We start from the raw sequence: 23,429 nt of genomic DNA on the forward strand, positions 1-23,429 counted from the left end.
ATAAGGACATGCCGGAATCGCAACAGTAAAGAAGTTTGGACTTGATAAAAAAATAGTGTCTAAGTGGACTTATCAATACCAAAGCGGCGGTATAGATGCTATCAAGCCAAAGGCGAGTAAAACTAAATACAGTAGCGACTTTAAACACCAAGTGATAACCGTCATGTTAGAACAAGGCTTAAGTCAATCTGAGACGGCATTAAAGTTCAACATCAGCTCACCCGCTCTTATCAGCCTTTGGCATAAAGCGTATCGACAGTATGGTATGTCTGGACTCACTCCCAAACGACAAGGTAGAGGCGCCATGACCAAGCCAGATATCACAAGAAAACCAGATGACGACAAGACAACAGCAGAGATTAAGCGTGAACTGGCATACCTGCGCACGGAGAACGCTTACCTAAAAAAGCTCGATGCCTTGCTCAGGGAGAGGGAACAAACTGCGACAAAACAAGGCTCATCGAAGGATTAAGAGATCAATATCTTTTATCTGACTTATTAAAGACAGCACGTATACCAAGGAGTAGCTTCTACTACCATAGAACAACGCTAAGTCATAAAGACAAATACGCTCATATAAAGCAGCGTATTGCCGATTTGTATCACAAGCACAAGGGCAGGTATGGCTATCGCAGAATCACTGTCGCATTAAAACAGTCAGGTGTTCATCATAACCATGAGCTTATTGCCAAGCTCATGAAACAGTTGAAACTCAGTGCGAAGATAAGAAGACAAAAGTACCGATCATATAAAGGTCAACTGGGTAAAATAGCAAAGAATCATTATTACAACAATGAGCGTATTCAATTGAAACTAAAAGGACTGAGTCCTGTGCAGTACAGAACTCAGTCCTTGGGGTAAACTAAACCGTCCAAGTTTTGGGGGGCAGTTCATATTTATGTCGGGGTTTTTTAGCTATTGTTTAAAGCGAATCATTTTAATCGGTTTAAGCATTATGTTTATTTAAATAAAATGCTTATTTAGGCAAAGTGTTTACGAATAGTTTGATTGAATACTTGTGGTTGCTCAATATTTGAAATGTGTGACGCGTCAATAGTCGCGAGTGTGGCATTTGGGATATGATCGACCATATATTGACTATCGGCCACCGTCGTCACTGGGTCTTCAGTACCTGCCACCACCGTAATCGCGACATCGATATCTTTTAACTGCTCGCGAGTATCAGCGACAGCCAGCGCTTCACAACAGCTGGCATAACCTTTGCTACTGCTAGCGGCAAGAGTGTCAGACAAGGCGTTGACGATATCAGGATGGTTACTGATAAAGCCCTCAGTAAACCAGCGCGATGCGGCTGTAGCGGCAATAGTGCTCAAACCTTCTGTTCGGACGAGCTGGGCACGGTCTTGCCAAGCTGCTTCCGTACCAATCTTCGCTGCTGTATTACACAACATTAAATGATGAAAGCGATTAGGGTAGTTAATAGCCAGCCATTGGCCTGTCATACCACCCATTGAGATACCACAAAAGAACGCTTTATCAATATTCAAGTGATCGAGCAGATCAATGACGTCTTGTCCAAGCTGATCTAAGCTATAAGGGCCTTTGGGTGCAGAAGATTTTCCATGACCACGAGTGTCATAACAGATGATGAAATAATCGTTTTGCAAAGCATCAATTTGCGGCTGCCACATGTGGTAGTTGGTACCTAAAGAGTTGGAGAATATAAGCGCAGGGTTACGGCTATCACCAAAAGTGACATAGTTTAAGGTAATGTCTTTATTTTCAAGTACAGGCATAACGATCATCCTTATTTGTCATTTTGGGGTGATTATGATGGTAGTGGCGTATAGGTTTATGGTGGTTGGCCATTAATGCATTCAATGTTCAATTCGTTCAATAATCATGGCGATACCTTGTCCAACACCAATACACATCGAGCAGATGGCATAACGCTCATCCGTTTTCTCAAGTTGATTGAGTGCTGTCAAAATCAAACGTGCGCCTGATGCGCCAAGTGGGTGACCAAGCGCAATCGCACCACCATTCGGATTGACACGCTCGCTATCGTCAGCTAATCCCAAGTCACGCGTGCAGGCTAGGGATTGCGCTGCAAAGGCTTCGTTTAATTCAATGACATCCATCTCATCAAGTGACAGTCCAGTTTGCGCCAGTAGTTTTTTGATCGCAGGCGCTGGAGCAAAGCCCATAATACGTGGTTCGACACCTACCGTGGTGGAAGCCACAATACGCGCACGCGGCTTGAGATTAAATTCTTTAATGGCTTGCTCTGACGCTACTAAGAAGGCTGCTGCGCCATCATTAATGCCTGAGGCATTACCAGCAGTGACTGTGCCATTTTCTTTAACGACGGCACGAAGTTTGGTTAATTTCTCAAGCGTGGTGTCTGCACGAGGATGCTCATCCTTATCGACAATGATGGGCTCACCTTTGCGCTGCGGGATAATGACTGGGGTAATCTCGTCTTTGAAAAATCCTGATGCTTGTGCGGCATGGGTACGTTGTTGGCTGCGTAGTGCAAAGGCATCTTGGTCAGCACGATTGATGTTGAACTGCTCAGCGACATTTTCCGCCGTTTGCGGCATGGTCTCCGTGCCATATAACTCGTCGAGCTTTGGGTTGATAAAGCGCCAGCCCATGGTAGTATCTTTTAATTTTTGGTTACGACCAAATGCCTGATTTGACTTACCCATTACAAATGGCGCACGGCTCATGCTCTCAACGCCGCCTGCAATAATGAGACTGGCTTCTCCGGCTTTAATTGCCCGTGCGGCGATGGCTAACGCATCCATTGATGAGCCGCATAAGCGGTTGACCGTAGTAGCAGGCACTTGATAAGGAAGACCTGCGAGCAATGATGACATGCGCCCGACGTTACGGTTGTCCTCACCGCTTTGATTGGCGCAACCGTAAATAACATCATCTACTTGCACCCAATCGACATTGGTATTGCGTTCCATCAAGGCTTTAATAGGAATAGCGCCCAAATCATCGGTACGTACAGGGGCTAGACTACCACCGTAACGTCCAAAAGGCGTGCGAATGGCGTCAATAATATAAGCGTTGTTTAAATCAGTGGTCGAATCGATCATAGTGATTATCCTAAGTTTTAATTATGAGGCGTTTTTATTTAGTCTCGTTAATGAGTGTGGCACCCGTTACCGCTTGTAAGTCATTAAAGCTTAGGTTTTCGACCATTTCAGTCACTACCAGCCCTTTAATCGAAACGTCTATAACACACAGGTCGGTGAAAATTCGATCGACGCAGTTTTTGCCAGTTACAGGATAGGTAAGCTCGCTGACGATCTTGGGCTCACCAGTCTTGGTCGTATGATTGGTCATCACAAAGACTTTTTTGGCACCGATGGCTAAGTCCATAGCACCGCCAACTGCAGGTATTGCACCTTCTTCACCAGTGCTCCAGTTGGCCAAATCACCATTGGCCGCCACTTGAAACGCACCCAATACGCAAATATCAATATGACCGCCGCGCATCATGGCAAACGAGTCACCATGGTGAAAGAAGCTACCGCCATCTAACATGGTGACGTATTCCTTGCCAGCATTGATCAGCTCTGGATCTTCTTCGCCTTTGGCAGGGGGCGGGCCAAAAGCCAACAAGCCGTTTTCTGAATGTAAAAATACGTCTTTGTCATCAGGCAAGTACTTAGCGATTTTGGTGGGTAGACCAATGCCCAAATTGACATAGGCACCATCTGGAATATCTCGGGCAGCACGCTCAGCGATTTGATCCCGTGTGAGTAATGTATGGCTCATGATGACGCTCCTTATGATTGACCGTATTAAGCGCTGGCTGCGGTAGTAGAATGAGTAGGCTCGATTTGCACCACATGCTGCACAAAGATACCTGGCGTGATGATGTGTTCAGGATCAAGCTCACCCAGATCGACGCTTCTAGAAACTTGAGCGATCGTCACGTCAGCTGCCATGGCCATGATGGGACCAAAGTTACGTGCTGATTTTCGATAGACTAAATTACCCCAGCGATCGCCCTGATCCGCTTTGATTAAGGCAAAATCTGCTTTGATTGGATATTCAAGCACATAGTCTTTGCCATCGATATGGCGCGTCTCTTTACCTTCAGCAAGCAAAGTACCAAAACCCGTTGGCGTATATACCGCACCAAGTCCCATGCCAGCAGCTTGAATACGGCAGGCCAGATTGCCTTGTGGTACCAGCTCAAGCTCGATTTTTCCCGCATGATATAGCTCGTCAAATACCCAAGAGTCTGACTGACGTGGGAACGAGCAAATGATCTTACGCACTGCCCCTGTTTTTAATAGTTTGGCAAGACCATGATCACCATTGCCTGCATTATTGCTAATAATCACTAGGTCTTTGATATCCAAATCAATGAGCGCATCAATCAGTTCGGCAGGTTGTCCTGCCGTACCAAAACCACCAATCATAATCGTGGCGCCGTCTTTGATTTGACTGAGCACATTCGTGATGCTTTTCTCCGCTTTGTTAATCATAGTTTGACCCCATTTTAGATCTTGTGGAAATCTTTAGAATACTTTGGTTAGCGACGCTCTGATCACCTCTCCCTCAAAAGTATTTTTATTTGAATACTCTTTATACACGGCGACATCCCCACCTAGTAGGTTAGGCGGTGAAAAATAACCCATAGATAAGCCTAAAGCGTTTCTTTCCTCGTCGCCGTCACCGGTCTCAAAAGTGTTATAACCAACCAGGCCAACATCTAGCAAGCCGTAACTTTTGCTCAAACCCCATTCAATGATTAGCTCATCATCTAGGTCGTCACCATTAGGCATCTCATAACGACTTAAGGCACTGAGATTTAAGTCACCTTGTTGGTTGAGCTTAACGTTACCACCAAGGGTAAGCATGACGGAATCATAACCTTTGCCAGGGCTTGCAAATCGATTGCTATCATAGTCGCCAGTTTCTGCCCAATAACCGATACCACTGACTGCATCCCATCTATCGCCATGCCAGCCTAATACACCGCCCACATATAAATCACCTAAGCCTGTACGTTCATCGACATCCTGACCACCGACTCTTAGATCTGTTTTTATAAGCGGTACAATGGCCTCTAATGTCAAATCGCCACCTAGTACCTTTTGCGGTGTGACCCATATCGCTCGATTGGCAAGTGCGGTAACATTAACCTCGCTGTCATCTGGTAACGCCTCATTTTCATCAGCGCTATAATTTATGAGATAGCCTCTGTAATACACTCCAGGTGGTGGTACTACACTTGCTTTTATTCCTTCAATGCCTGGGACGTAGTGGGAGTCAGAAGCATGGATGGTAAATGACAAGCTAGCAGCGATAGTAAGTAGGGTGATTTTCTTCATCGTATTTTTCATAGAACATCCTTGTCCATATTTTATTTTATGATTGTCCAAAACTTAATATTAGTGTTTATATTAGTCAACAAGTTCATGAATGGATTAGTGAGTTAAAAAAGATTAGATATTAGGTTGAAAATAATGAGTGCTTGCCGAAAGTTAAACTTGATACCACAGCAGGGAGTGGTATCAAGTAGATATTGAGATTATTAGTCATGACTTTTATGTAAATACCTGAAGAAGCTAGGTATTTAACTAAGTATTTAACAAAATATACTATCTAGCCTTGTGCACGGCGACGTGCTACCTCACTACCATGTACATCAGCTTTACTATTTTTTAACAGATGGAAGTCGAAATCGATTGAAGCATAAGGCTTATCAAGACCTTTTTCTTTGAGCTTATCAGCGTTGTCAACCATGGTGACTTCCGGTACTAAGCCTTCACGACTGGCAAAAGCAAAGTCATCCCAAAGGTATTCATCACCATCAATATTGATCTGCGTGGTTATTTTGCGCATACCTTCAGCACTAGCGAAGAAGTGAATGTGAGCAGGGCGATTACCATGACGTCCTAAAGCACTTAATACTTGATCCGTCATACCACCTGGTGGTACTGAGTAACCCAGTGGCACAATACTACGAAAAGCATACTTGCCGTCACCATCAGTAATGATAGTACGACGTAGATTAAAGTCAGGTTGCGATTCATCGAAGAAAGAGTAGTTACCTAAAGTGTTGGCATGCCATGCCTCTACTTTAGCATTAGGGATAGGATTGCCATCTTCGTCATAAACATATCCTTGCATAAATAGCACTGTGCCTTCTTCATCTTCAGTACCATCATCAAGCCTCGCAAAGCCTTTTTCTTCAGGAGCACCTGATACATATAGTGGCCCTTCAATGGTACGTATTGTGCCACCTTCTAATCCAGCCGCTTTCATATGTTCTTCAATCATTAAATCCATGAAATGATCAAAACCTAAACCTGGTGATAAGAGGCCGGCTTCTTTGCCTAAATCGCCAATGTAAGACACACCAGTCCAGTATTCATCAGCAGTGATATTTAGATCATTAATCGTTTTCATCAAATCGGTCACAATGCGCAGGGTGATTTCTTGCACACGTGGATTAACTTGCTCAGGGAAGTCGATCTTGCCTTTAATGAACTGTTCAGCCAATTTTTCAATCTGCTTGTGTTCCATGTCCTTTCTCCTTGGGTTTAACCTGATTTGTGAGGATATCCTCGTGGTCGTTCAATCGTTTTAGCTGTCATTTTTTTTCAATCTGCTTGTTCCATGTCCTTTCTCCTTGGGTTTAACCTGATTTATGAGGATATCCTCGTGGTCGTTCAATCGTTTTAGCTGTCATTTTCACGAACAGATGATGGATGACGAAGTAGTGGCGTAACTTCTACTTTCATGTAAGGATAAAGAGGCAATGACATCATGATATCGTGCAGCTCTTCATTGCTCTCAACATCAAAGATACTAAAGTTTGAGTACTCGCCAGCCAATCGCCAAATATGACGCCATTTGCCTTGCTCTTGCAATTTTTGTGATAGCGCTTTTTCAGTGGCTTTTAGTTCGGCAACTTTGTCAGCATCCATATCGTTTGGTATTAAGACATCCATTCGTACGTGATATAGCATTATTCTTTCCTTATGGTTTTGAGCCCGTTAATTATTTAATTCTTTATAAGCTATTTTCAGCAGCAAGGTAGGGTTGAGAGTTTGTATTTGATACCGCTGATAGGCTGAGTCCTGCATAATGATAGATTTTATCGCGATCCACCTCGATCCCTAGTCCAGGGCCTGTTGGCACAGACAGTCCAAAGTTACTGTAATCTAGCGGACGAGCTAGAATATCTTCGGTGAGTAATAGAGGTCCAAAAAGTTCAGTATCAAAATTTAAACTAGGGTAAGTTGAAAACACATGAGCCGATGCGGCCGTGCCAATGGGGCCCTCTAACATCGTACCACCGTATAATTCTATTCCTGCAAGCTGTGCCATTTGTCCAATGAGGCAGGCTGCCTTTAGTCCGCCAGCTTGGTTGATTTTGACTGCAAAGACATCGGCGCAATGATCAATTGCTAAACGAAAAGCATTTTGTGGATCTTGGACAATCTCATCGGCCATGATGGCTACCTCAAAATGCTCTTTTAAACGTTTCAGTCCCGCCTGATTACGCATAGAGATAGGTTGTTCTATTAAATCTACCCCGCCAGCTTGCAGACGCTTGATTGCGCTCATGGCTTCAAGCTCAGTCCATGCTTGATTGACATCGACGGTGACACGATACTCTGGTATAGCTTGCTTGATAGCCAGTACATGAGAAATGTCTTCATTAATAGGATTACTGCCAATTTTCAATTTGAAAATCCGATGCTTTTTTTGTTCGATCATCTGTTTTGCTTCGCTAATATCTTGATCAGTATTACCGCTGGCAAGTGTCCATGCCACTTCAAGCTCATTACGTACACGGCCACCTAATAACTCACTGACCGGTATGCCAAGACGTTTGCCCTCGATATCGAGTAGTGCGGTTTCAATTGCGCATTTCGCAAAGCGATTACCACTGATATGCTGGTTTAGTAACTGCATAGCTTTGGCAGTGGAAGTAGGGGCTTCTTTTAATAACAAAGGCGTGAAGTAAGTGTCTATATTGGTCTTGATACTATGTGGGCTCTCTTCTGCATAGTTGAGCCCACCGATGGTTGTCGCTTCGCCCCAACCTTCAAGCCCATCTTCTGTTTGAATATGAACTAAGACTAATGTCTGCTCATTCATTACCGTACAAGCAAGTTTATGAGTTCGAATGGTAGGTATCGGAACCAGCAATGTCGTAATTGAACGAATCATATTGCGCTAACCCTTGATTAATTAGTTGTTATGCTTGTTATTAACTATAAGACTTATAAACTGCCGTGTCTAAGACCTTATATGATGCTTTTTTATACCTTTTAGGTATAGTATGGTGGTAATACAAGGGTTAAATAGACGGACAAAGTTGATTGACAACCTAATGATAATTAAAAAAATGATAATAAGGATAACGGTATGGAACTTAGACATTTACGTTATTTTGTCGCAATGGCAGAAGAGAAGAGCTTTAGTAAAGCGGCTGAGCGGCTTTTTATATCACAGCCACCGCTTAGTCGTCAGATAAAACAGTTAGAAGAAGAGATGGGTGTACTTTTGATTGATCGTGATCAACGGCCTCTTAAGTTAACTGAAGCAGGGGTCTTTTTTTACGAGCATGCCATACAGATTCTAAAAAAGTCTGATAATCTTCGAGCGATGACTATGCGTAAAGGGAAGTTTGATGGCTCTTTGTCTATAGGTTTTGTGGCGTCGATTTTATACGGAACGTTACCAAGAGTGATCTCCCGATTTCGCAAGGTATATCCTAATATAGAAATAAAGCTTCACGAGTTAAATTCGTGGCAGCAAACGCAAGCACTGACAAATGGCAAGATAGATGTGGGGTTTGGAAGATTATTTTTTGAAGACGCTGCGGTGAGACGTATTTTACTGAGAGAGGAGAGCTTAGTGGTAGCCACTCCTATTGATCATCCCATCATTCAACGACGACAAAGCACTATAACTATCGCTGATCTAGCTAATGAGAATCTATTATTATATCCAAAGGCACCGCGCCCTAGTTTTATTGACTTTGTTTTGAGTTTGTTTGAGGAACGCAATATTGAGCCAAATTCATTTTCAGAAGTCAGCGAATTGCATGTGGCTTTAGGTTTAGTAGCTGCAGGAGAAGGGATCACCATTGTGCCTCAAGCGCTTAAGAACCTACGCGGTACAGAGATTGGTTATATTCCATTAGAAGATGGATTATTAACGTCGCCAGTTATTATGAATGTCCGTCATTTTGATAAGTCGGATTTGCTAAAAACGCTACTCGATGTCACCTACAAGTTATATGATGAAGAGGAGTTTGTTTATCGGCGTGAAGAGATTTAAGCAATTTACTCACTATTCGTTAAGCTTCCTAATATTGACTCGCTTAAGGATAAAATCATGCAACAGTTTTATTATATATAAAGTGCTGCTCGTTTTGACGTAGGGATGTCAACGACATCTTACTTCACCATAGTTGTTAGAAGGCATTAGTGATTAAGACACCTGGTCAAACTCCAATATTAACAACACCACCTGAGAAAAGTGGATTTCATACCTCAGTCTTCTGCACTATATAAACAATAGCATTTAGGTGATTTTCGAATCAACAGAGTAAAAGAGTTTTATGGTAAAACAGTTGGGTGATATTCAGATGAATGTCTCACACAAAAAGGCTATGCTTGTTTGGCCAAATGGGATAATGGCTCTGTGCCCAAGCATACGTTATTTACATTGAATCAAGGGTTTGTCTATCCTGATCTTTACTTTTTCGACAAACCCCAGTCCAACTACAATACCAATAATATGGTTATTGAGGTTGCGACTCAAAACTTCGATATCGAACATGATATCCAGCATTTCGATCGTAAAATATCGACAGACGAGCTGTTTGAGACTCATCAGCGCGCATGGAAAGAGGGTATCTATGTCGATGACGAACAGTGGGCGATACTCAAAAAAACAGCAGCGGCTATATTGGTTGAGAATAGTGAAGCATCTAGTCGCGGGGCAGGGAGAGTGTAGGTTAGAGTATTTAGCAACAGAGGTGTAACCCTATGAATGTTCAGCATTGCTTAGCTTCTTCACTCAAGAAGACGACAATATTCAGTCAGTAACGGCCAAGTGAATTCTTTACCATCATTATTAAATAAGATATTGTCGTTAGTTATGCCCTTAATAGTACCGTTTAACTTCATCGAATCGCATACATAAAGGTACATTACAGTAAATGAATACGAAGCAAAAAACTTGGGGCTGTAGTAGATAAGGATTAAATATCACACCATTTTTTCAGCGTTTTAAGCTGATTAGATGGTGACCCATAGTTAAATCTAAACTCGCACTCTTTTAAAAATAAATGGAAATTCTTCTTATCAATTCCATTATATTTTCTGAGCGTTCGTTTAGACTGATTCCAAAAGTTCTCAATGCCGTTGATGTGATTATTTTTACCACAAGTAAACTCTTTAGAGTGATTGACTCTGAAATGTTTGAATTCGCTCACATCTAATGCATTATAACTTCGATAGCTATCAGTATAAACAAAGCTGTCAGGCTTGATTTTACGCTTGATGACAGGCATTAGGGTGGTTTGTTTGGTGTCTGCTACGACAATGGTATAAACCTTACCATGTCGTTTTAGGATACCAAACACGGCTGTTTTACCAGCAGCTCCGCGACCTCTTTTGCCTTTGCGTACGCCGCCAAAGTAGCTTTCATCTAATTCGACTTCGCCATCAAAAAGCTCATCAGCTTGTAATGAGAGATGATGACCTATAACAAGTCTAATTTTATGATAAAAAAGTGCAGCACTGTTAGGCTGGATATCAAGCAAATCTGCGGCTGTTCTAGCAGTTACTTCAGCCGTGAAAAACTCTAATAGCCTTCGCTGTACTTTTTTACTTAGTTTACAACGGGTTATCTTCATAAAAGTAGTCTAGCATAGTGCTTATCTACTACAGCCCCAAAAACTTAATTCGCAAGATACGTATATATTGAAAACATTAGGATGCTTTTTTCAAACCCCGATATTAATAGCGTCACCTAAGAAAAATAATTTTCATACCCCAGCCCTCTACACTATATAAATAATAGCATATAGAGCTTTTCCGAATTGTCAGAGTAAGATTGACCATAGTATATGCAGAGTATGATGATATTTTAAACACCATAATATTCAGGGATTTACTACCTAATAAGTTATAGTTTCAATAAGAAATTGATCTACTTTAGCGTTAACTATGTCTAATATCAATCTCAAGGATTATTAGCTAGATTAATCAGACTATCAGGCACTAGTTCAGTGAAGTAAATATAAGTAATGGCAGCATGCAAGTTCTTTGCTTTAGCGCTTGCCACATCTCGGTGGAAGGGTAGTTTCCCCGAAAAATAAGAACACTCATAAATATGTAATTGCTTTATACAGTATTAGAAAGGTGACTTGCGTTGTACTTATTTCCTTAGAAAGTAGTTTCTCAAACCTAAAAAAACCACCCTCACTTAAATAGCTAGGGTGATTTTTTATCTGTGCAATAATATAAATTAAACAACATATCCGTTACGTAGAAACAGCACGATTTTTATTTATTAAAAAAAGAGCTCCTATGAAGTAGCAATCGGATTATAAGAGATCTAACAAAGATGATACTTTTAAATAAATATCAATCACTTTTCTCTTTTTCGTACGCCATCTAAAATAAGAGCCTTCAGTAAACTGACTGCCATCAAAATAATGATGAGTGAAAAGGGTATTGCGGCAATAATCATAGCCGAGGTAATAGCATTCAATCCACCAGCTAATAACAATGCTGCAATAACGGAAGCTAGAGCAAGACCCCACACGATGATGTGTTTTTGGCCATTTTCAACTTCGACCTCACCTCCAGCATTTAGCATATTGACAACTAGCAGAGCAGAGTCAGCAGAAGTAACCAAATAGGTTAATAGCAATACCACCACCATCGCTGATAATATTTTTGCCATCATTGGTTCTAACATAAAGCCAATAATTTCGAATAGCTGAGCGGTTAATCCTGACTCAAATATTTTACCACCAGCAATACCACTTAACTCTAAATCGATGCCAGTACCACCAATGAAAGAGAACCAGACAAATAGTGTCAGACTAGGTGCTACAATACCAATCAATCCAAATTCACGAATGGTACGGTTTTTGGAAATACGTGCTAAAAACATACCAACGAATGGTGCAAAAGCAATCCACCATGCCCAGTAAAAAATAGACCAACTGGTTTGCCAGCTACCCAATTCAGTATTGGGTTCCCATACGGTAAATACCATTGCAGGCAAGTGCACAACGTAGGTAAAAATTCCTTTGCCCAACATTTCTAGGGCAAACATAGAGGCCCCAAAAATCAAGAAAAATGCTAAAAGGGAAAATGACAGTACCATATTGATATTACTTAGCCACTTGACGCCCCGTCCAACACCTGACAAAGCAGAAATCATCGCTAGGCACATGACCACAAACAACGATAGTAATAATGCTCCGGTGGTGGGCTCAGGGTTGTTAGTATTGGTCACCAACCAAGTAATACCAGTAATACTGTATAGCCCGGAAGCAAAAGAGCTTAAGCCAATACCAATTGTTTGTGCAATACCAAATATCGTGGCAATTACTGCAGATATATCAATGATATGACCCAACAACCCTTCTAAGTGTCTACCAAATAAAGGTGTTAATGCTGAGCGCATGGTTAATGGCAATCCACGAGAATAACTGAAATACGCTAAACAAATACCGACTAAGCAATAAGTTGCCCAAGCACTGATACCCCAGTGAAGAAAAGAGTAGCGAAAGGCCGCGTCTAGTGCTGACTCAGTTTTGGGTAATACCACGCCATCGATAGCAGTTAAAGTACTGGCCGCCACTTGGTCTTGATAAAAATTGAATACATCAGCACCTTGAGGTAGCTTGAGACCATTAGCATTCAACGCTGATATGATTATTTCTTTGGACATAATAGTGTCAGGATTGTTTGCCAAATGCCAAATAGGTTCGGCAGCACTATAGGTGAGTACACCAATCCCAATACCTGCCCCAAAAATCATAGAAAACCATGAAAAGTTTGAAAATTCAGGTTTTCCATTAGGATCGGAGCCAAGCTTGGTGCGTCCAAAAGATGGCCATAAGATAGCAGTAAGACAAACCAATATATAAAATGCGACAGAATACGTATAGTAGCTATTGAGATTGGTATAAGACCAGTTTTTCATATTATCCAGAATCGCACCGGAACGATCAATGTCGCTTAAAATCCAGATAACAACTAATGTCACCAAAATCTTCGATGTTATGGTGACAATACGGTTAAAACCTTTGTAGAAACCTTTGTCATGAGTTTTTATATTTAACTCTGTCAATGGGGGACGAATAGGCATAGTTTCTTCCTTAAAACTAATGTAGTAGATTGCAGCGAGTGGTTACCTCATGACAAAAGGATTAGCCATCGGCTCCGCCGAGATATTAATCCATGTCGTTTTTGTGCGAGTATACTGAAGTACAGATTCGCTCCCAGCTTCACGTCCATAACCTGATTGGTTGTAGCCACCGAAAGGTGCTGTAGGAGAGATAGCTCGATAGGTATTTACCCAGCAAATGCCTGAACGAATCTGTTGCGAGACACGGTGCGCCCGAGCTAAATTTTGAGTAAATACACCAGAGCCCAAGCCGTAGACACTATCATTTGCCATAGCAATAGCTTCGTCTTCAGTGTCAAACGCGACCAATGACATAACAGGTCCAAACATCTCCACACTTTGCGTTTCGATGTCAGTATTAGGACATTCTACTAAGGTAGGTGTAAAGTAATTACCGCTTGCTAAAGCAGGATCAGTAGGCGGCTGGCCACCGAAACGAATGTTCGCGCCTTGTGAGACTGCCTTTTCAAGAGTATCTTTAATACGCTCAACCTGCGCTTTGGTACATAAAGGGCCTACGTGAGTATTGGCATCGAGAGGGTTACCAATGACAATGTTTTTGGCTTTTTCTTCTACACGTTTGATAATTTCAGGCAAGATAGAGCGGTGAACAAACCCGCGAGATCCCGCCACACAAGACTGACCAGAAGCGCCAAAATTACCAGCAATCAAACCGTTTGCCGCACTTTCTAGGTCCGCATCTTCAAAGACGAGGATGGGTGACTTGCCACCTAGCTCTAGGCTAGTTACCGCAAAGCTATTGGCAGAGTTTCTGACTACATGCCTTGCCGCATCAGGCCCACCGGTAAATGCGATTTTGTCTACATCAGGATGACTGGTCAATGGAATGGCACAGTTTTCAGCATCGCCTGTAATGATAGATACGACGCCTTTAGGGAAGCCTGCTTGTTCTACTAATTCAGCAAAAGCAAACATAGGACAAGGTGCTATCTCGGAAGCTTTCAAAATGATAGTACAGCCTGCTGCTAGCGCTGGGCCTAGCTTAGTCGCTGTTAAAAACATTTGCGCATTCCATGGCACAACAGCAGCGACTACGCCAATAGGTTCGCGTGTGGTAAACACATGCATATCCGACTTATCAATTGGTAGTGTAGCGCCTTCTACTTTGTCAGCCAGTCCTGCAAAGTAACGATAATAGTCGCTGACGTAACGTGTTTGAGCCACAGTTTCATGAGCCAGTTTGCCACTATCCGTTGTTTCAATTTTCCCCAGTTTTTCGGCATTTTGCTCGATCAGATCTGCTAAGCGGTACAATAACTTACCACGTTGGGTGGCAGTCATTTTTGCCCATTCAGGATTATTCAGTGCAGCCTTAGCCCCATCGACAGCGCGCTCAACATCAGCAGGGCTAGCACAGGCGAATGTTGCCCATGCTTCATTCGTTGCAGGGTTATAGCTGTCTAGGACTTGGTTAGTGCTTCCTTCGCACCACTCGCCATTGATATAGAGTTGATAATGAGGTTTAGCCATAGTGGTTCTCCAAATTTCTTATTGGGTTATCTGTTTATCATTTACTAGAAACTAAGTACGGTTATGCAAATGCTGGCATGACGTCATCAATAAAACGGCGCAAGGATGCCTGTTTCTGCTCATAAGTCATACTAGAGTCAATCCAAAATGCAAACTCGTCATAACCAAGCTCTTCGTATACCTTGAGTTTTTCAATAACCTGATCAGATGTGCCAATAGGCATGTTTTCTAACATTTTTTCAGGAGCATACATGTCGATTTTTGCTATTTCTTCTTCGCTTAATGGCTCAAGTAGTCCTTGATGGATAGGGCGTTCGTTTTTGAACCACGCGCCAAAATAACAGTAGAAACGGCTGATACATTTGGCCGCTTCAGCCACGTCATTGGCATCACTACCAACATAGGCATGTTGCAACAGCATGATTTTTGGGTTTTTACCTTCGCCGTGTTCAGCTTTGGCATTTTTGAAGGCTGTCATTAAATTTTGGATTTCTGTCAAGCCTTGCCATAGCGGGGTGACTTGCACGTTGCAGCCATGTTCTACCGCAAAGTTGTGGCTATGAGGGTCGCGCGCTGCAATCCACATGGGTACACCACCTTTTTGTAGAGGTTTTGGCGCTGAAGTGGTTGATGGAAATTGGGTATACTTACCATCGTGGGCGTAGTCACCTTTCCATAGTTGCTGTACTGCAGGGACAAGTTCACGCATGCGACCGCCTGCTTCCATAGCATCCATACCAGGCATCAAGCGCTCGTACTCAAAATTATAAGCACCGCGAGCAATTCCTAAATCCAATCGGCCATTGGTGATGATGTCAGTCATGGCCGCTTCACCAGCCAGTTTGATTGGATGCCAAAACGGTGCAATCACTGTACCAGTACCTAGACGTACGTTTTCGGTGTGATGGGATAGATCAATTAGATTTAAAAATGGGTTTGGAGCGATGGTAAAATCCATACCATGGTGTTCACCAGTCCAGATAGCATGCATGCCGCCTTGGTCGGCTATTTTTGCCAACTTAATGAAATCATCATGCAGTTGTTGATAGGTCTGTGATTCGTCGAGGCGTTCCATGTGTAAAAATAGTGAAAATTTCATGAGGCAAATCCTTTGCTTTTTGGTTTAATTTACTTTGGTTCAATTTGATTTAGATATAAATTTTAATGGACGTGACCTTGTTCTTCTTGGCCAACATACACGCCATACAACCCATTTTCGCTTTCAGTCGCATAACGTGTCATCATCGAATGCATGGCAGGAGTAGCAAAATCTTGTTCCGCGATATCAAAAATTGAGACGTATTCGCCGAGCCCTTTGGTCTCTGATGAGTTTGCAATAGCGCGATAAAAAATATAATTGGTATTTGTTTTGGTATTCTCATAAATAGAGAAGACCGCACCCAACTGCGCATCAATACCATTGTCTGCCAAAAACTGTTGGATCGTGCTGACGGCATTGGTATTGTCATCGGTAGTTGTACTGGGTAAGGTTTCTTTACCATCTTTTTGACTGAGTAAGACTTTTCCATTGTGTTCTATAATTACACCCACATTGACATGCTTTTCCTGCGTACTGATTTCTGCCGCTTCACGCTCTAGTGCTAAGCTAAAATAACCACCAGACGCATATCCTAAGCCGTGCCCCTCGCGAGATGAAAAATCAAGCACTTCACCAACTAAAAGGTGGTGATCACCAGCATCGAGATTGCGGTCTGTTTTACAAGAAAAATGCGTCAAGGCGCCTTTTATGATTGGATTACCGTATTCATCTTTATGCCATTCAATTTGACTAAAGCGGTCGTCCTTTGAGCCAGCAAAGATATTCGAGATATTCTGTTGATCTTCGCTCAAAATATTGACAGCAAAATGCTTACAGTTAGCAAAGACGTCAAAACTGGACAATGATTTTGCTGGGCATACCAGTAGGAGCGGTGGATCAAGTGATACCGATGTAAATGAATTAGCAGTAAAACCGACAGGTTTACCGTCATTAGACATGGCAGTTATGACAGTAACACCAGTCATGTAGCTGCCAAAGGCATTACGTAGACTTTTAGGATCAAGTTGCTTCATGAGAACCTCTTTTTAAAAACAGGCGTGCTTTTAGATTAAGCAAGCGTCATATTATGTGAGTTACATTGAGTAAAAAATTTTGCCAATGCAGCGTTAACCGTATTTGAATGTGTCATTTGAGTCATATGACGGGCTTCGGGTACGATAACGGCATCAGCATTGGGTAATATATTTGCCATTGCCAGTGACATTTCGGGCTTAGAGTTAACATCCAGTTCGCCTGTTAGAAATAACGCAGGTACTGTAATGGGTCGCAAGTCCGCTTCTGCAATACCACGTAAATGTGCAAACATCTGATAGGCTCGTGCATATCCTAAGCGACTGCCATTATCTAACCATTTTTGACATAGCTCTGCCTCTGAGCGGTATTTAGGATTGCCATCGAACCATCTGGCTATTGGTTGCTCAGTGACATTTTGATTGAGATCATTGATGAGTGATTCGGCTCTAGCTTGTACATTTTGAGCCGCCTCATCTGGACGATTATAAATCGCATTCAATGCCGCGATACCGAGTACTACTTTGGGAGACGATACGGCAGTCTGTAACGCCATCATCGCGCCTAATGAGTGACCAACAATGATGGCTGGTTGACCCACAACATTATTAATGAATGTTGTTAGCACATCAGAAAAGTCTTCCAACGTCAGGACAGGGTTGGATAATAAATCGCTCTCCCCATGTCCTGGCATATCAATCGCATAACAATGATAGTGTTTAGTAAATACAGACAGCTGTTGGTACCAACTCTCTGCTCGTAAGCCCACACCATGGATAAAAACAATTGGGGTGGATTTTTCATTAACGCTATCACTGGCATTTACACTGTAATGATAAGCGATTCCGTTGGATGTTTTACGTGACCACTTCATTAATATCTACTCCCTATACGGCTGCTGGATTATCTAGATCGCGGCCCAAATCTTCTAAGTCTTGATAACGATCACCAATACGATGATGCGGACGGCCACCAGTAGCACCTCCTAAGACGATGACTACCTCATCATCACGAGGGGCATCTGGAATGGCGAATTGAATGGTCAGATAATGTGAACGTCGACCGACATCATCTTTATCCATCAACGGCACCATAATGGGGGAGTTTGCACCGCCACGCATGTTAGTAAACGATAAATAACTACTGGCAGATAAAGCTTCACGATAAAAATTGCCAAAACGCAGCGTATGAATCAGGCCTGAGGCGTGTTCGATTTCACCATTAAGTCCAACGACAGCCGCTTTGCCATACGCTTGTATTTTGTCTGCACCGCCAGCTAGAGCGATGATCTTATCGGTCATTAGCTTGCCTAACACAGGACCAAACGCTTGAATCTCAGGTTTTAGATCTTCGACATAACGTCCTGCCCACGGATTAGTAATCACCGCCGCAACAGCAAACATTCTAAGTGGTGTATCAGCGGCCTTGAATCCTTCAATGAACGTTTCTTCCTCAAAAGTTACGATTTTTCTGATTTCTGGTTTTAGCATTATTGGTTCCCTACGGTCATAAAAGATAATTAATAGTTCGTCTTAACGTTGGTATACCATAATACGGTATTGAATTAATTACTAGCTTTTTTTGAAAAAAAATATTATGGTATACCGTAATACTATATTAAAGCGTACTGTTTTTTTGCTTCACAGTCGTTATACTCTGCATTTACATCTTACAAAATAGAGGTCGTATGTTAGAGAAAGTGGAAAAACCAAAAACGTTAAAAGAGACAACATTAGAACAGTTACGCTTAGCGATCATGATTGGACAGCTTGAACCAGGTAAGCGTTTGGTTGAGCGCACTATCTGTGAGCAGCTGGGTGTCAGCCGGACTGTTGTACGTGAATGTATAAGACATTTAGAAAGCGAGCACTTGGTGACTTTTTCTGCGGGAGGGTCTTCAGTTGCTGTTTTAGAAAGTGATGAGATTCGTCAAATTTATCATTTGCGTACGATGCTAGAGAGCGAAGCAGTTCGCTATTGTGCTGAGCAAGTGACACCTGAGCTAGTAGATAAGTTACAAAATCACTTAGTCCAGATTCGAGAACACTTACATGCAGGAGATGTGGTGGAGGCGCTTGCACATTCTTATTCATTTTACGAGCATTTATTCGTAACGGCTGGTATGACGGTCGCATGGGAGTTAACGGAGAGATTGAATGGACGTATTGGTCGTTTGCGTTTTATGACTTTATCTACGCAAGAGCGTGCTGCTAAAGGTCCTAATAACTTGCAAGATATCGTTAATAGTATTGCCAAAGGTGACAGTAAGTCGGCAATCGAAGCTTGTCGAAAACACATTGATGAAGCCTGCCATATGGGGTTGCATCTTAATAAACAGAAATAGGGAGTAGTAATGGACAAACAACGATTTGAATTGGGGCTTACTCAACGTAAAGCCACTTTGGGTGCTGAGTACGTCGAAAAAAACCTACAAGCTGCTGATGATTTTAACCGTCCATTTCAAGAAGCAATGACCGAATGGTGCTGGGGATTTGGATGGGGCGATGAGACGATTGATGCCAAAACCCGTTCATTAATGAATTTAACCATGATTGCTGCCTTGGGGAAAATGCATGAATGGGAGTTGCATTTAAATGGAGCAATTAATAACGGTTGTTCTGTTGAAGAAATACGCGCTGCTATACATGCTATTGCGATTTATTGCGGTGTACCACAAGGTGTAGAGTGCTTTCGAATTGCCCGTGAAGTGCTGACCACACGCGGATTATTGTAGTCCTAAAAAAACAGTTGGAGTGAGAAATGCAATTAAAAAATAATGCGTTGTTTAGACAACAAGCCTTTATTAATGGCGTGTGGTGTGATGCTGATAACAAAGCAACCCATGAAGTACTAAACCCTGCAACGGGAGAATTGATTGGTACTGTGCCAATGATGGGAAGTACCGAGACTCGACGCGCCATTGAAGCTGCAGATATCGCTCAATCAACTTGGTCGAAAAAAACAGGTAAGGAACGTAGTAGCATCTTACGTCGTTGGCATACGCTGATTGCTGAAAATATGGAAGATTTGGCTGTCTTAATGACCAATGAACAAGGCAAGCCTATTGCTGAAGCAAAAGGCGAAATACAAAGTGGGCTGGACTACTTAGAATGGTTTGCTGAAGAAGCGAAACGTATTTACGGTGACTTTATTCCTGGGCACATGCCAGATAAGCGTTTAGTCGTGATTAAACAGCCTATTGGCGTCACTGCAGCCATTACTCCATGGAATTTTCCGCACTCTATGATCAGCCGAAAAGCAGGTCCTGCGCTAGCAGCGGGATGCCCGATGATTGTCAAGCCTGCAATGGAAACGCCTTATTCTGCGTTAGCAATGGCTTATCTGGCTCAGAAAGCGGGTATTCCTGATGGTATATATAGCGTAGTCACAGGTGATCCGATAGCGATCGGAGAGGAGATGACGACAAACGCTTTAGTCAAGAAAATAAGCTTTACTGGGTCCACTCGGGTGGGGAAAATTCTAATGAAGCAGTGTGCTGACACTGTCAAAAAAATGTCATTAGAATTGGGAGGCAATGCACCTTTCATCGTTTTTGATGATGCAGATATAGATGCCGCTGTGATAGGCGCAATGATGAGTAAGTACCGCAATAGCGGTCAAACCTGTGTATGTGCCAATCGTCTTTTCGTACAGGCAGGTGTTTATGAGGAATTTACCAAAAAATTAGCAGAGCAAGTACGAGCCATAAAAATCGGTAACGGTTTAGAAGCTGGCATAACACAAGGACCTTTGATTTCTCAGGCTGCGGCAGATAATGCAGAGGCGCTGGTTGCTGATGCAAAAAGTAAAGGTGCAACGGTATTATGTGGCGGTCAAAGAGTTGAGGCTAGTAGCAACTTTTTTGAGCCAACTATTTTGACCGACGTTAATAACGATATGCGCGTCGCAGATGAAGAAATTTTTGGTCCTATTGCGCCAATCTTCAAATTTGAGACAGACGAAGAGGGCGTTGCTCTCGCAAATCACACTGAATATGGTTTGGCAGGTTATTTCTATAGCCGAGATATTGGTCGTGTATGGCGTATTGCTGAAGCACTCGAAGTTGGTATGGTCGGAGTCAATACTGGCATGCTGACGACAGAGTTGGCACCGTTTGGTGGTATCAAAGAATCCGGCTTGGGACGTGAGGGCTCAAAATATGGTATCGAAGAGTATGTTGAGACTAAGTATATTTGTTTAGATATTAACTAAAACTAGGTTAAAGTAAAGTACTGTTCAAGCCTCGATATTCAGCAAATCATCTAAGTAAAATACTAAATAAAAAAAAGGCTGCTAACACTATGCATAATAAGTGTTAGCAGCCTTTTTTACTGTTTCAATCAGCATGCGAACATCGCGCTATATAACCTCAAGGGCGTAGTTCTGTGTTTTCGTTCTCGTATTCTTTCAGAATATTAAGTTTTCGACAATCTGTGAGCTGTTCATACGAGCCCATCCCAGATTCTGTGTAACTGCCATTTAGATTAAATGCCTGCTTATACGGTCATCAAACATAATCATAAAACGATTCAGAGCAGACGTCCAGTTACGGATTGGCATCGACCACTTTTTGGATGCCTGCTGGGTGGCTAAGTACACCACTTTGAATGCAGCCTGATCAGATGGGAACACCTTACGCTTATTCACCGCTGTCCGAATCACACTGTTTAGCGACTCAATAGCATTGGTGGTATAAATCACTTTTCTGATGTCTTTCGGATACTCAAAGAACACCGTTAAGCCCTCCCAGTTATTGCGCCAAGACTTGACCACGTGCGGGTAATCTTTGCCCCATACCTCATTAAAATGCTCAAGGTTGGCCTCTGCTATCTCAAGCGTATCAGCGCCGTAGATGGCCTTTAAATCAGCCGCTACGGCCTTTTTATCCGTCCACGGCACAAACTTCATCGAATAGCGCACCATGTGTACGATACACAGCTGAACCTGAGCGTTGGGATAAACGGTATTGATGGCATCAGGGAAGCCCTTTAGACCGTCAACACAAGCGATTAAGATGTCTTGTACGCCACGGTTTTGAAGCTCGGTAAGAACACCTAGCCAGAACTTGGCGCCTTCATTCTCTGAGAGCCACATACCAAGCAGCTCTTTTTTACCATCAAGTCCCACGCCTAGTGCCAGATAGATAGCTTTGTTGATGATCTGCTTGTCTTGACGTATCTTCACGACGATGCAGTCCAAATAGACGATAGGATAAACACTGCTCAGCGGCCGGTTCTGCCAAGCAGTGATGTCCTCTAATATGTTATCGGTGACTCTTGAGACAAGAGAGCTTGAGATGTCGACATCGTAGAGCTCTTTAATGCTCTCTACAATCTCGGTGGTGGTTTGACCCTTGGCGTATGAGCGAGGATAAGCAAGTGTGTGGGGCACACTTGCCCGAAGCGCAAGACGGAAGGCTATGCCTGTAGTGACGATATGATTTTATCATCGAGACCTGAGATACGGGTTTGATGCTTACTAACGAGTACAGGTTCAAAGTCACCATGACGGTCTCTTGGGGTGGATATCTCAAGCTCGCCTGTGTCACTGCGGACGGTCTTTTTAGTGTGCCCATTGCGTTTATTTGGTTTATCTGCTTTCTCATGCTTGGGGTAGCCGAGATGGTCTTCCATCTCAGCTTCTAAGGCAGTATCAATAAAGGATTGCATGAGCTGCTTCTGAAAGTCTTTGATGTCATCAAAGCTTTTCATGCTACCAGCCATTTGCTCGGCCAGTTTTTTAAGGTCAGATTGAGTAGTCATTGCTTATTCTCCTGTTAATGGATTATAAGCAGTTACACAGTTTTTAGGAAACTCCCGAAATAGAGCGTCTTCATTCGTATTAAGCGTTCTTAAAACGTCGATTTTATTAATAGAGTTGCTATTTTGACTTTCGCTTAACGCCTTTCTCGTGATTAGCTCTTTTAAACTAATAGGGGAGTGTACGTCAGAACCAGCGAGATAAGTTGCGGTTTCTGAGGCAAGAATATTACGTTGTTCCCAATAATCGTCAGCAGTGATATCAAAAGTTATTAATTTACAAAAGTCAGAGAGGTTGTGACCGTTTAAGCCTGTATATAGCTCAAGCTTTCTTTGATTAGTCAGATTAGTAGAGTACCCTAAAGCTACTTGTTTGATACTCTCATGAAAGCCTTTATTGATAGATCTGTTCGATACGAATATAAACTTGAGCTTAGCTTGGGCTGATTCTTTACCAATAACCTCAATAAGAGCTTTGTAGCGGTCGCTGAAACCTTCTATCGTATTTCTTAGTTTACTTGGGTCAAAAGGAGTTTCCTTACTCTTCGTCGTATGCTTTAGCTGATAATATTTTATGCTATCAGCTGTCTCAAAACTTTCTCCGCCATAGTATTCAGCGACGTCAACCACATATTCTCCATCAGAAACATGCTGGTCACCTAGCTCAACAGCAGAGACTCCTTCTATCGTTATTAGCTTTAACTTGGAATCGGACT

The 23,429-nt window shown here is 42.5% G+C and carries 23 protein-coding genes and 1 pseudogene; 7 read left to right on the top strand and 17 right to left on the bottom strand.

The features are described 5' to 3' along the window. Nucleotides 1-55 precede the first annotated feature (55 nt). Nucleotides 56-472: a helix-turn-helix domain-containing protein gene (locus CXF60_RS07540; RefSeq protein ID WP_227673301.1), complete on the top strand. Its 417-nt coding sequence runs from the start codon at nt 56-58 to the stop codon at nt 470-472. A gap of 116 nt (nt 473-588) precedes the next feature. After that, nucleotides 589-861 (top strand): IS3 family transposase, encoded by a 273-nt coding sequence (locus CXF60_RS14720; RefSeq protein WP_227673304.1) that lies wholly within the window; start codon nt 589-591, stop codon nt 859-861. Between the two features lie 119 nt (nt 862-980). On the opposite strand, the gene pcaD is transcribed toward CXF60_RS14720, so the two are convergent. The 8 genes from pcaD to CXF60_RS07585 form a co-directional block, all read right to left on the bottom strand. Next, nucleotides 981-1,757, bottom strand: coding sequence for a 3-oxoadipate enol-lactonase (gene pcaD / locus CXF60_RS07550; protein WP_102091443.1), 777 nt, complete (start codon nt 1,755-1,757; stop codon nt 981-983). Nucleotides 1,758-1,838: 81 nt separating this feature from the next. Then, on the bottom strand, nt 1,839-3,071 hold the full coding sequence (gene pcaF, locus CXF60_RS07555; protein WP_102091444.1) for a 3-oxoadipyl-CoA thiolase: 1,233 nt from the start codon (nt 3,069-3,071) through the stop codon (nt 1,839-1,841). 34 nt (nt 3,072-3,105) lie between these two features. Then, nucleotides 3,106-3,756, bottom strand: a complete 651-nt coding sequence (locus CXF60_RS07560) for a 3-oxoacid CoA-transferase subunit B (RefSeq protein WP_102091445.1) — start codon at nt 3,754-3,756, stop codon at nt 3,106-3,108. A 26-nt stretch (nt 3,757-3,782) separates the two neighbouring features. Continuing rightward, the gene (locus CXF60_RS07565; protein WP_102091446.1) at nt 3,783-4,475 is read right to left on the bottom strand and encodes a 3-oxoacid CoA-transferase subunit A; all 693 of its coding nucleotides are present in this window, start codon (nt 4,473-4,475) and stop codon (nt 3,783-3,785) included. 33 nt (nt 4,476-4,508) lie between these two features. Then, nucleotides 4,509-5,336: a SphA family protein gene (locus tag CXF60_RS07570; protein WP_102091447.1), complete on the bottom strand. Its 828-nt coding sequence runs from the start codon at nt 5,334-5,336 to the stop codon at nt 4,509-4,511. Between the two features lie 262 nt (nt 5,337-5,598). Next, on the bottom strand, nt 5,599-6,522 hold the full coding sequence (catA, locus tag CXF60_RS07575) for a catechol 1,2-dioxygenase (protein ID WP_102091448.1): 924 nt from the start codon (nt 6,520-6,522) through the stop codon (nt 5,599-5,601). 155 nt (nt 6,523-6,677) lie between these two features. Next, nucleotides 6,678-6,968: a muconolactone Delta-isomerase gene (catC, locus tag CXF60_RS07580; RefSeq protein ID WP_102091449.1), complete on the bottom strand. Its 291-nt coding sequence runs from the start codon at nt 6,966-6,968 to the stop codon at nt 6,678-6,680. Between the two features lie 43 nt (nt 6,969-7,011). Continuing rightward, a complete protein-coding gene (locus CXF60_RS07585) occupies nt 7,012-8,178 on the bottom strand; it encodes a muconate/chloromuconate family cycloisomerase (RefSeq protein WP_102091450.1) in 1,167 nt (388 codons plus the stop codon). Nucleotides 8,179-8,376: 198 nt separating this feature from the next. On the opposite strand from CXF60_RS07585, the gene CXF60_RS07590 reads away from it, so the two are divergent. Beyond that, nucleotides 8,377-9,294, top strand: coding sequence for a LysR family transcriptional regulator (locus CXF60_RS07590; RefSeq protein WP_060491266.1), 918 nt, complete (start codon nt 8,377-8,379; stop codon nt 9,292-9,294). Nucleotides 9,295-9,636: 342 nt separating this feature from the next. Further along, a complete protein-coding gene (locus CXF60_RS07595; RefSeq protein WP_227673302.1) occupies nt 9,637-9,975 on the top strand; it encodes a hypothetical protein in 339 nt (112 codons plus the stop codon). A 247-nt stretch (nt 9,976-10,222) separates the two neighbouring features. Here CXF60_RS07595 and CXF60_RS07600 read toward each other — a convergent pair whose 3' ends face one another. The 7 genes from CXF60_RS07600 to CXF60_RS07630 all read right to left on the bottom strand — a co-directional run bounded on the left by CXF60_RS07600 (nt 10,223) and on the right by CXF60_RS07630 (nt 18,444). Further along, nucleotides 10,223-10,879 carry an IS1595 family transposase gene (locus CXF60_RS07600; protein WP_102091451.1) on the bottom strand — a complete coding sequence of 219 codons (657 nt, stop codon included), beginning with the start codon at nt 10,877-10,879 and terminating at the stop codon, nt 10,223-10,225. A gap of 737 nt (nt 10,880-11,616) precedes the next feature. Further along, nucleotides 11,617-13,353, bottom strand: a complete 1,737-nt coding sequence (locus tag CXF60_RS07605; protein ID WP_102091452.1) for a BCCT family transporter — start codon at nt 13,351-13,353, stop codon at nt 11,617-11,619. 42 nt (nt 13,354-13,395) lie between these two features. Then, entirely contained in the window at nt 13,396-14,883 is a 1,488-nt protein-coding gene (locus tag CXF60_RS07610) for an aldehyde dehydrogenase (protein ID WP_102091453.1), read from the bottom strand. A gap of 61 nt (nt 14,884-14,944) precedes the next feature. After that, a complete protein-coding gene (locus tag CXF60_RS07615) occupies nt 14,945-15,982 on the bottom strand; it encodes an LLM class flavin-dependent oxidoreductase (RefSeq protein WP_102091454.1) in 1,038 nt (345 codons plus the stop codon). A gap of 62 nt (nt 15,983-16,044) precedes the next feature. Continuing rightward, nucleotides 16,045-16,956, bottom strand: a complete 912-nt coding sequence (locus tag CXF60_RS07620) for a flavin reductase family protein (RefSeq protein WP_102091455.1) — start codon at nt 16,954-16,956, stop codon at nt 16,045-16,047. Between the two features lie 35 nt (nt 16,957-16,991). Further along, complete coding sequence (locus CXF60_RS07625) at nt 16,992-17,828, bottom strand: alpha/beta fold hydrolase (protein WP_102091456.1); 837 nt, start codon at nt 17,826-17,828, stop codon at nt 16,992-16,994. Between the two features lie 13 nt (nt 17,829-17,841). Further along, on the bottom strand, nt 17,842-18,444 hold the full coding sequence (locus CXF60_RS07630) for an amino acid synthesis family protein (RefSeq protein WP_102091457.1): 603 nt from the start codon (nt 18,442-18,444) through the stop codon (nt 17,842-17,844). Between the two features lie 197 nt (nt 18,445-18,641). On the opposite strand from CXF60_RS07630, the gene CXF60_RS07635 reads away from it, so the two are divergent. The 3 genes from CXF60_RS07635 to CXF60_RS07645 are packed head-to-tail and all read left to right on the top strand — an operon-like array spanning nt 18,642 to nt 21,166. Continuing rightward, a complete protein-coding gene (locus CXF60_RS07635; RefSeq protein WP_102091458.1) occupies nt 18,642-19,298 on the top strand; it encodes a GntR family transcriptional regulator in 657 nt (218 codons plus the stop codon). 9 nt (nt 19,299-19,307) lie between these two features. Continuing rightward, nucleotides 19,308-19,688 carry a carboxymuconolactone decarboxylase family protein gene (locus tag CXF60_RS07640; protein ID WP_102091459.1) on the top strand — a complete coding sequence of 127 codons (381 nt, stop codon included), beginning with the start codon at nt 19,308-19,310 and terminating at the stop codon, nt 19,686-19,688. 26 nt (nt 19,689-19,714) lie between these two features. Continuing rightward, nucleotides 19,715-21,166 (top strand): NAD-dependent succinate-semialdehyde dehydrogenase, encoded by a 1,452-nt coding sequence (locus CXF60_RS07645; RefSeq protein ID WP_102091460.1) that lies wholly within the window; start codon nt 19,715-19,717, stop codon nt 21,164-21,166. A gap of 267 nt (nt 21,167-21,433) precedes the next feature. Here the strand turns inward: CXF60_RS07645 and CXF60_RS07650 are convergent. Next, nucleotides 21,434-22,716, bottom strand: a pseudogene (locus CXF60_RS07650) (IS256 family transposase). 3 nt (nt 22,717-22,719) lie between these two features. Beyond that, complete coding sequence (locus CXF60_RS07655) at nt 22,720-23,343, bottom strand: hypothetical protein (protein ID WP_102091461.1); 624 nt, start codon at nt 23,341-23,343, stop codon at nt 22,720-22,722. Nucleotides 23,344-23,429: the final 86 nt, after the last annotated feature.

It is taken from the genome of Psychrobacter sp. 4Bb (assembly GCF_002836735.1).
Taxonomy (GTDB): domain Bacteria; phylum Pseudomonadota; class Gammaproteobacteria; order Pseudomonadales; family Moraxellaceae; genus Psychrobacter.

Bases quoted from the DNA above. Each gene is read 5' to 3' on its own strand.
- CXF60_RS07615 (WP_102091454.1), bottom strand. From the start codon at position 15,982: ATGAAATTTTCACTATTTTTACACATGGAACGCCTCGACGAATCACAG.
- CXF60_RS07560 (WP_102091445.1), bottom strand. From the start codon at position 3,756: ATGAGCCATACATTACTCACACGGGATCAAATCGCTGAGCGTGCTGCC.
- CXF60_RS07620 (WP_102091455.1), bottom strand. From the start codon at position 16,956: ATGAAGCAACTTGATCCTAAAAGTCTACGTAATGCCTTTGGCAGCTAC.
- CXF60_RS07635 (WP_102091458.1), top strand. From the start codon at position 18,642: ATGTTAGAGAAAGTGGAAAAACCAAAAACGTTAAAAGAGACAACATTA.
- CXF60_RS07565 (WP_102091446.1), bottom strand. From the start codon at position 4,475: ATGATTAACAAAGCGGAGAAAAGCATCACGAATGTGCTCAGTCAAATC.
- CXF60_RS07570 (WP_102091447.1), bottom strand. From the start codon at position 5,336: ATGAAAAATACGATGAAGAAAATCACCCTACTTACTATCGCTGCTAGC.
- CXF60_RS07645 (WP_102091460.1), top strand. From the start codon at position 19,715: ATGCAATTAAAAAATAATGCGTTGTTTAGACAACAAGCCTTTATTAAT.
- CXF60_RS07630 (WP_102091457.1), bottom strand. From the start codon at position 18,444: ATGCTAAAACCAGAAATCAGAAAAATCGTAACTTTTGAGGAAGAAACG.
- CXF60_RS07585 (WP_102091450.1), bottom strand. From the start codon at position 8,178: ATGATTCGTTCAATTACGACATTGCTGGTTCCGATACCTACCATTCGA.
- CXF60_RS07640 (WP_102091459.1), top strand. From the start codon at position 19,308: ATGGACAAACAACGATTTGAATTGGGGCTTACTCAACGTAAAGCCACT.
- CXF60_RS07600 (WP_102091451.1), bottom strand. From the start codon at position 10,879: ATGAAGATAACCCGTTGTAAACTAAGTAAAAAAGTACAGCGAAGGCTA.
- CXF60_RS07610 (WP_102091453.1), bottom strand. From the start codon at position 14,883: ATGGCTAAACCTCATTATCAACTCTATATCAATGGCGAGTGGTGCGAA.
- CXF60_RS07605 (WP_102091452.1), bottom strand. From the start codon at position 13,353: ATGCCTATTCGTCCCCCATTGACAGAGTTAAATATAAAAACTCATGAC.
- catA (WP_102091448.1), bottom strand. From the start codon at position 6,522: ATGGAACACAAGCAGATTGAAAAATTGGCTGAACAGTTCATTAAAGGC.
- catC (WP_102091449.1), bottom strand. From the start codon at position 6,968: ATGCTATATCACGTACGAATGGATGTCTTAATACCAAACGATATGGAT.
- CXF60_RS07590 (WP_060491266.1), top strand. From the start codon at position 8,377: ATGGAACTTAGACATTTACGTTATTTTGTCGCAATGGCAGAAGAGAAG.
- pcaF (WP_102091444.1), bottom strand. From the start codon at position 3,071: ATGATCGATTCGACCACTGATTTAAACAACGCTTATATTATTGACGCC.
- CXF60_RS07625 (WP_102091456.1), bottom strand. From the start codon at position 17,828: ATGAAGTGGTCACGTAAAACATCCAACGGAATCGCTTATCATTACAGT.
- pcaD (WP_102091443.1), bottom strand. From the start codon at position 1,757: ATGCCTGTACTTGAAAATAAAGACATTACCTTAAACTATGTCACTTTT.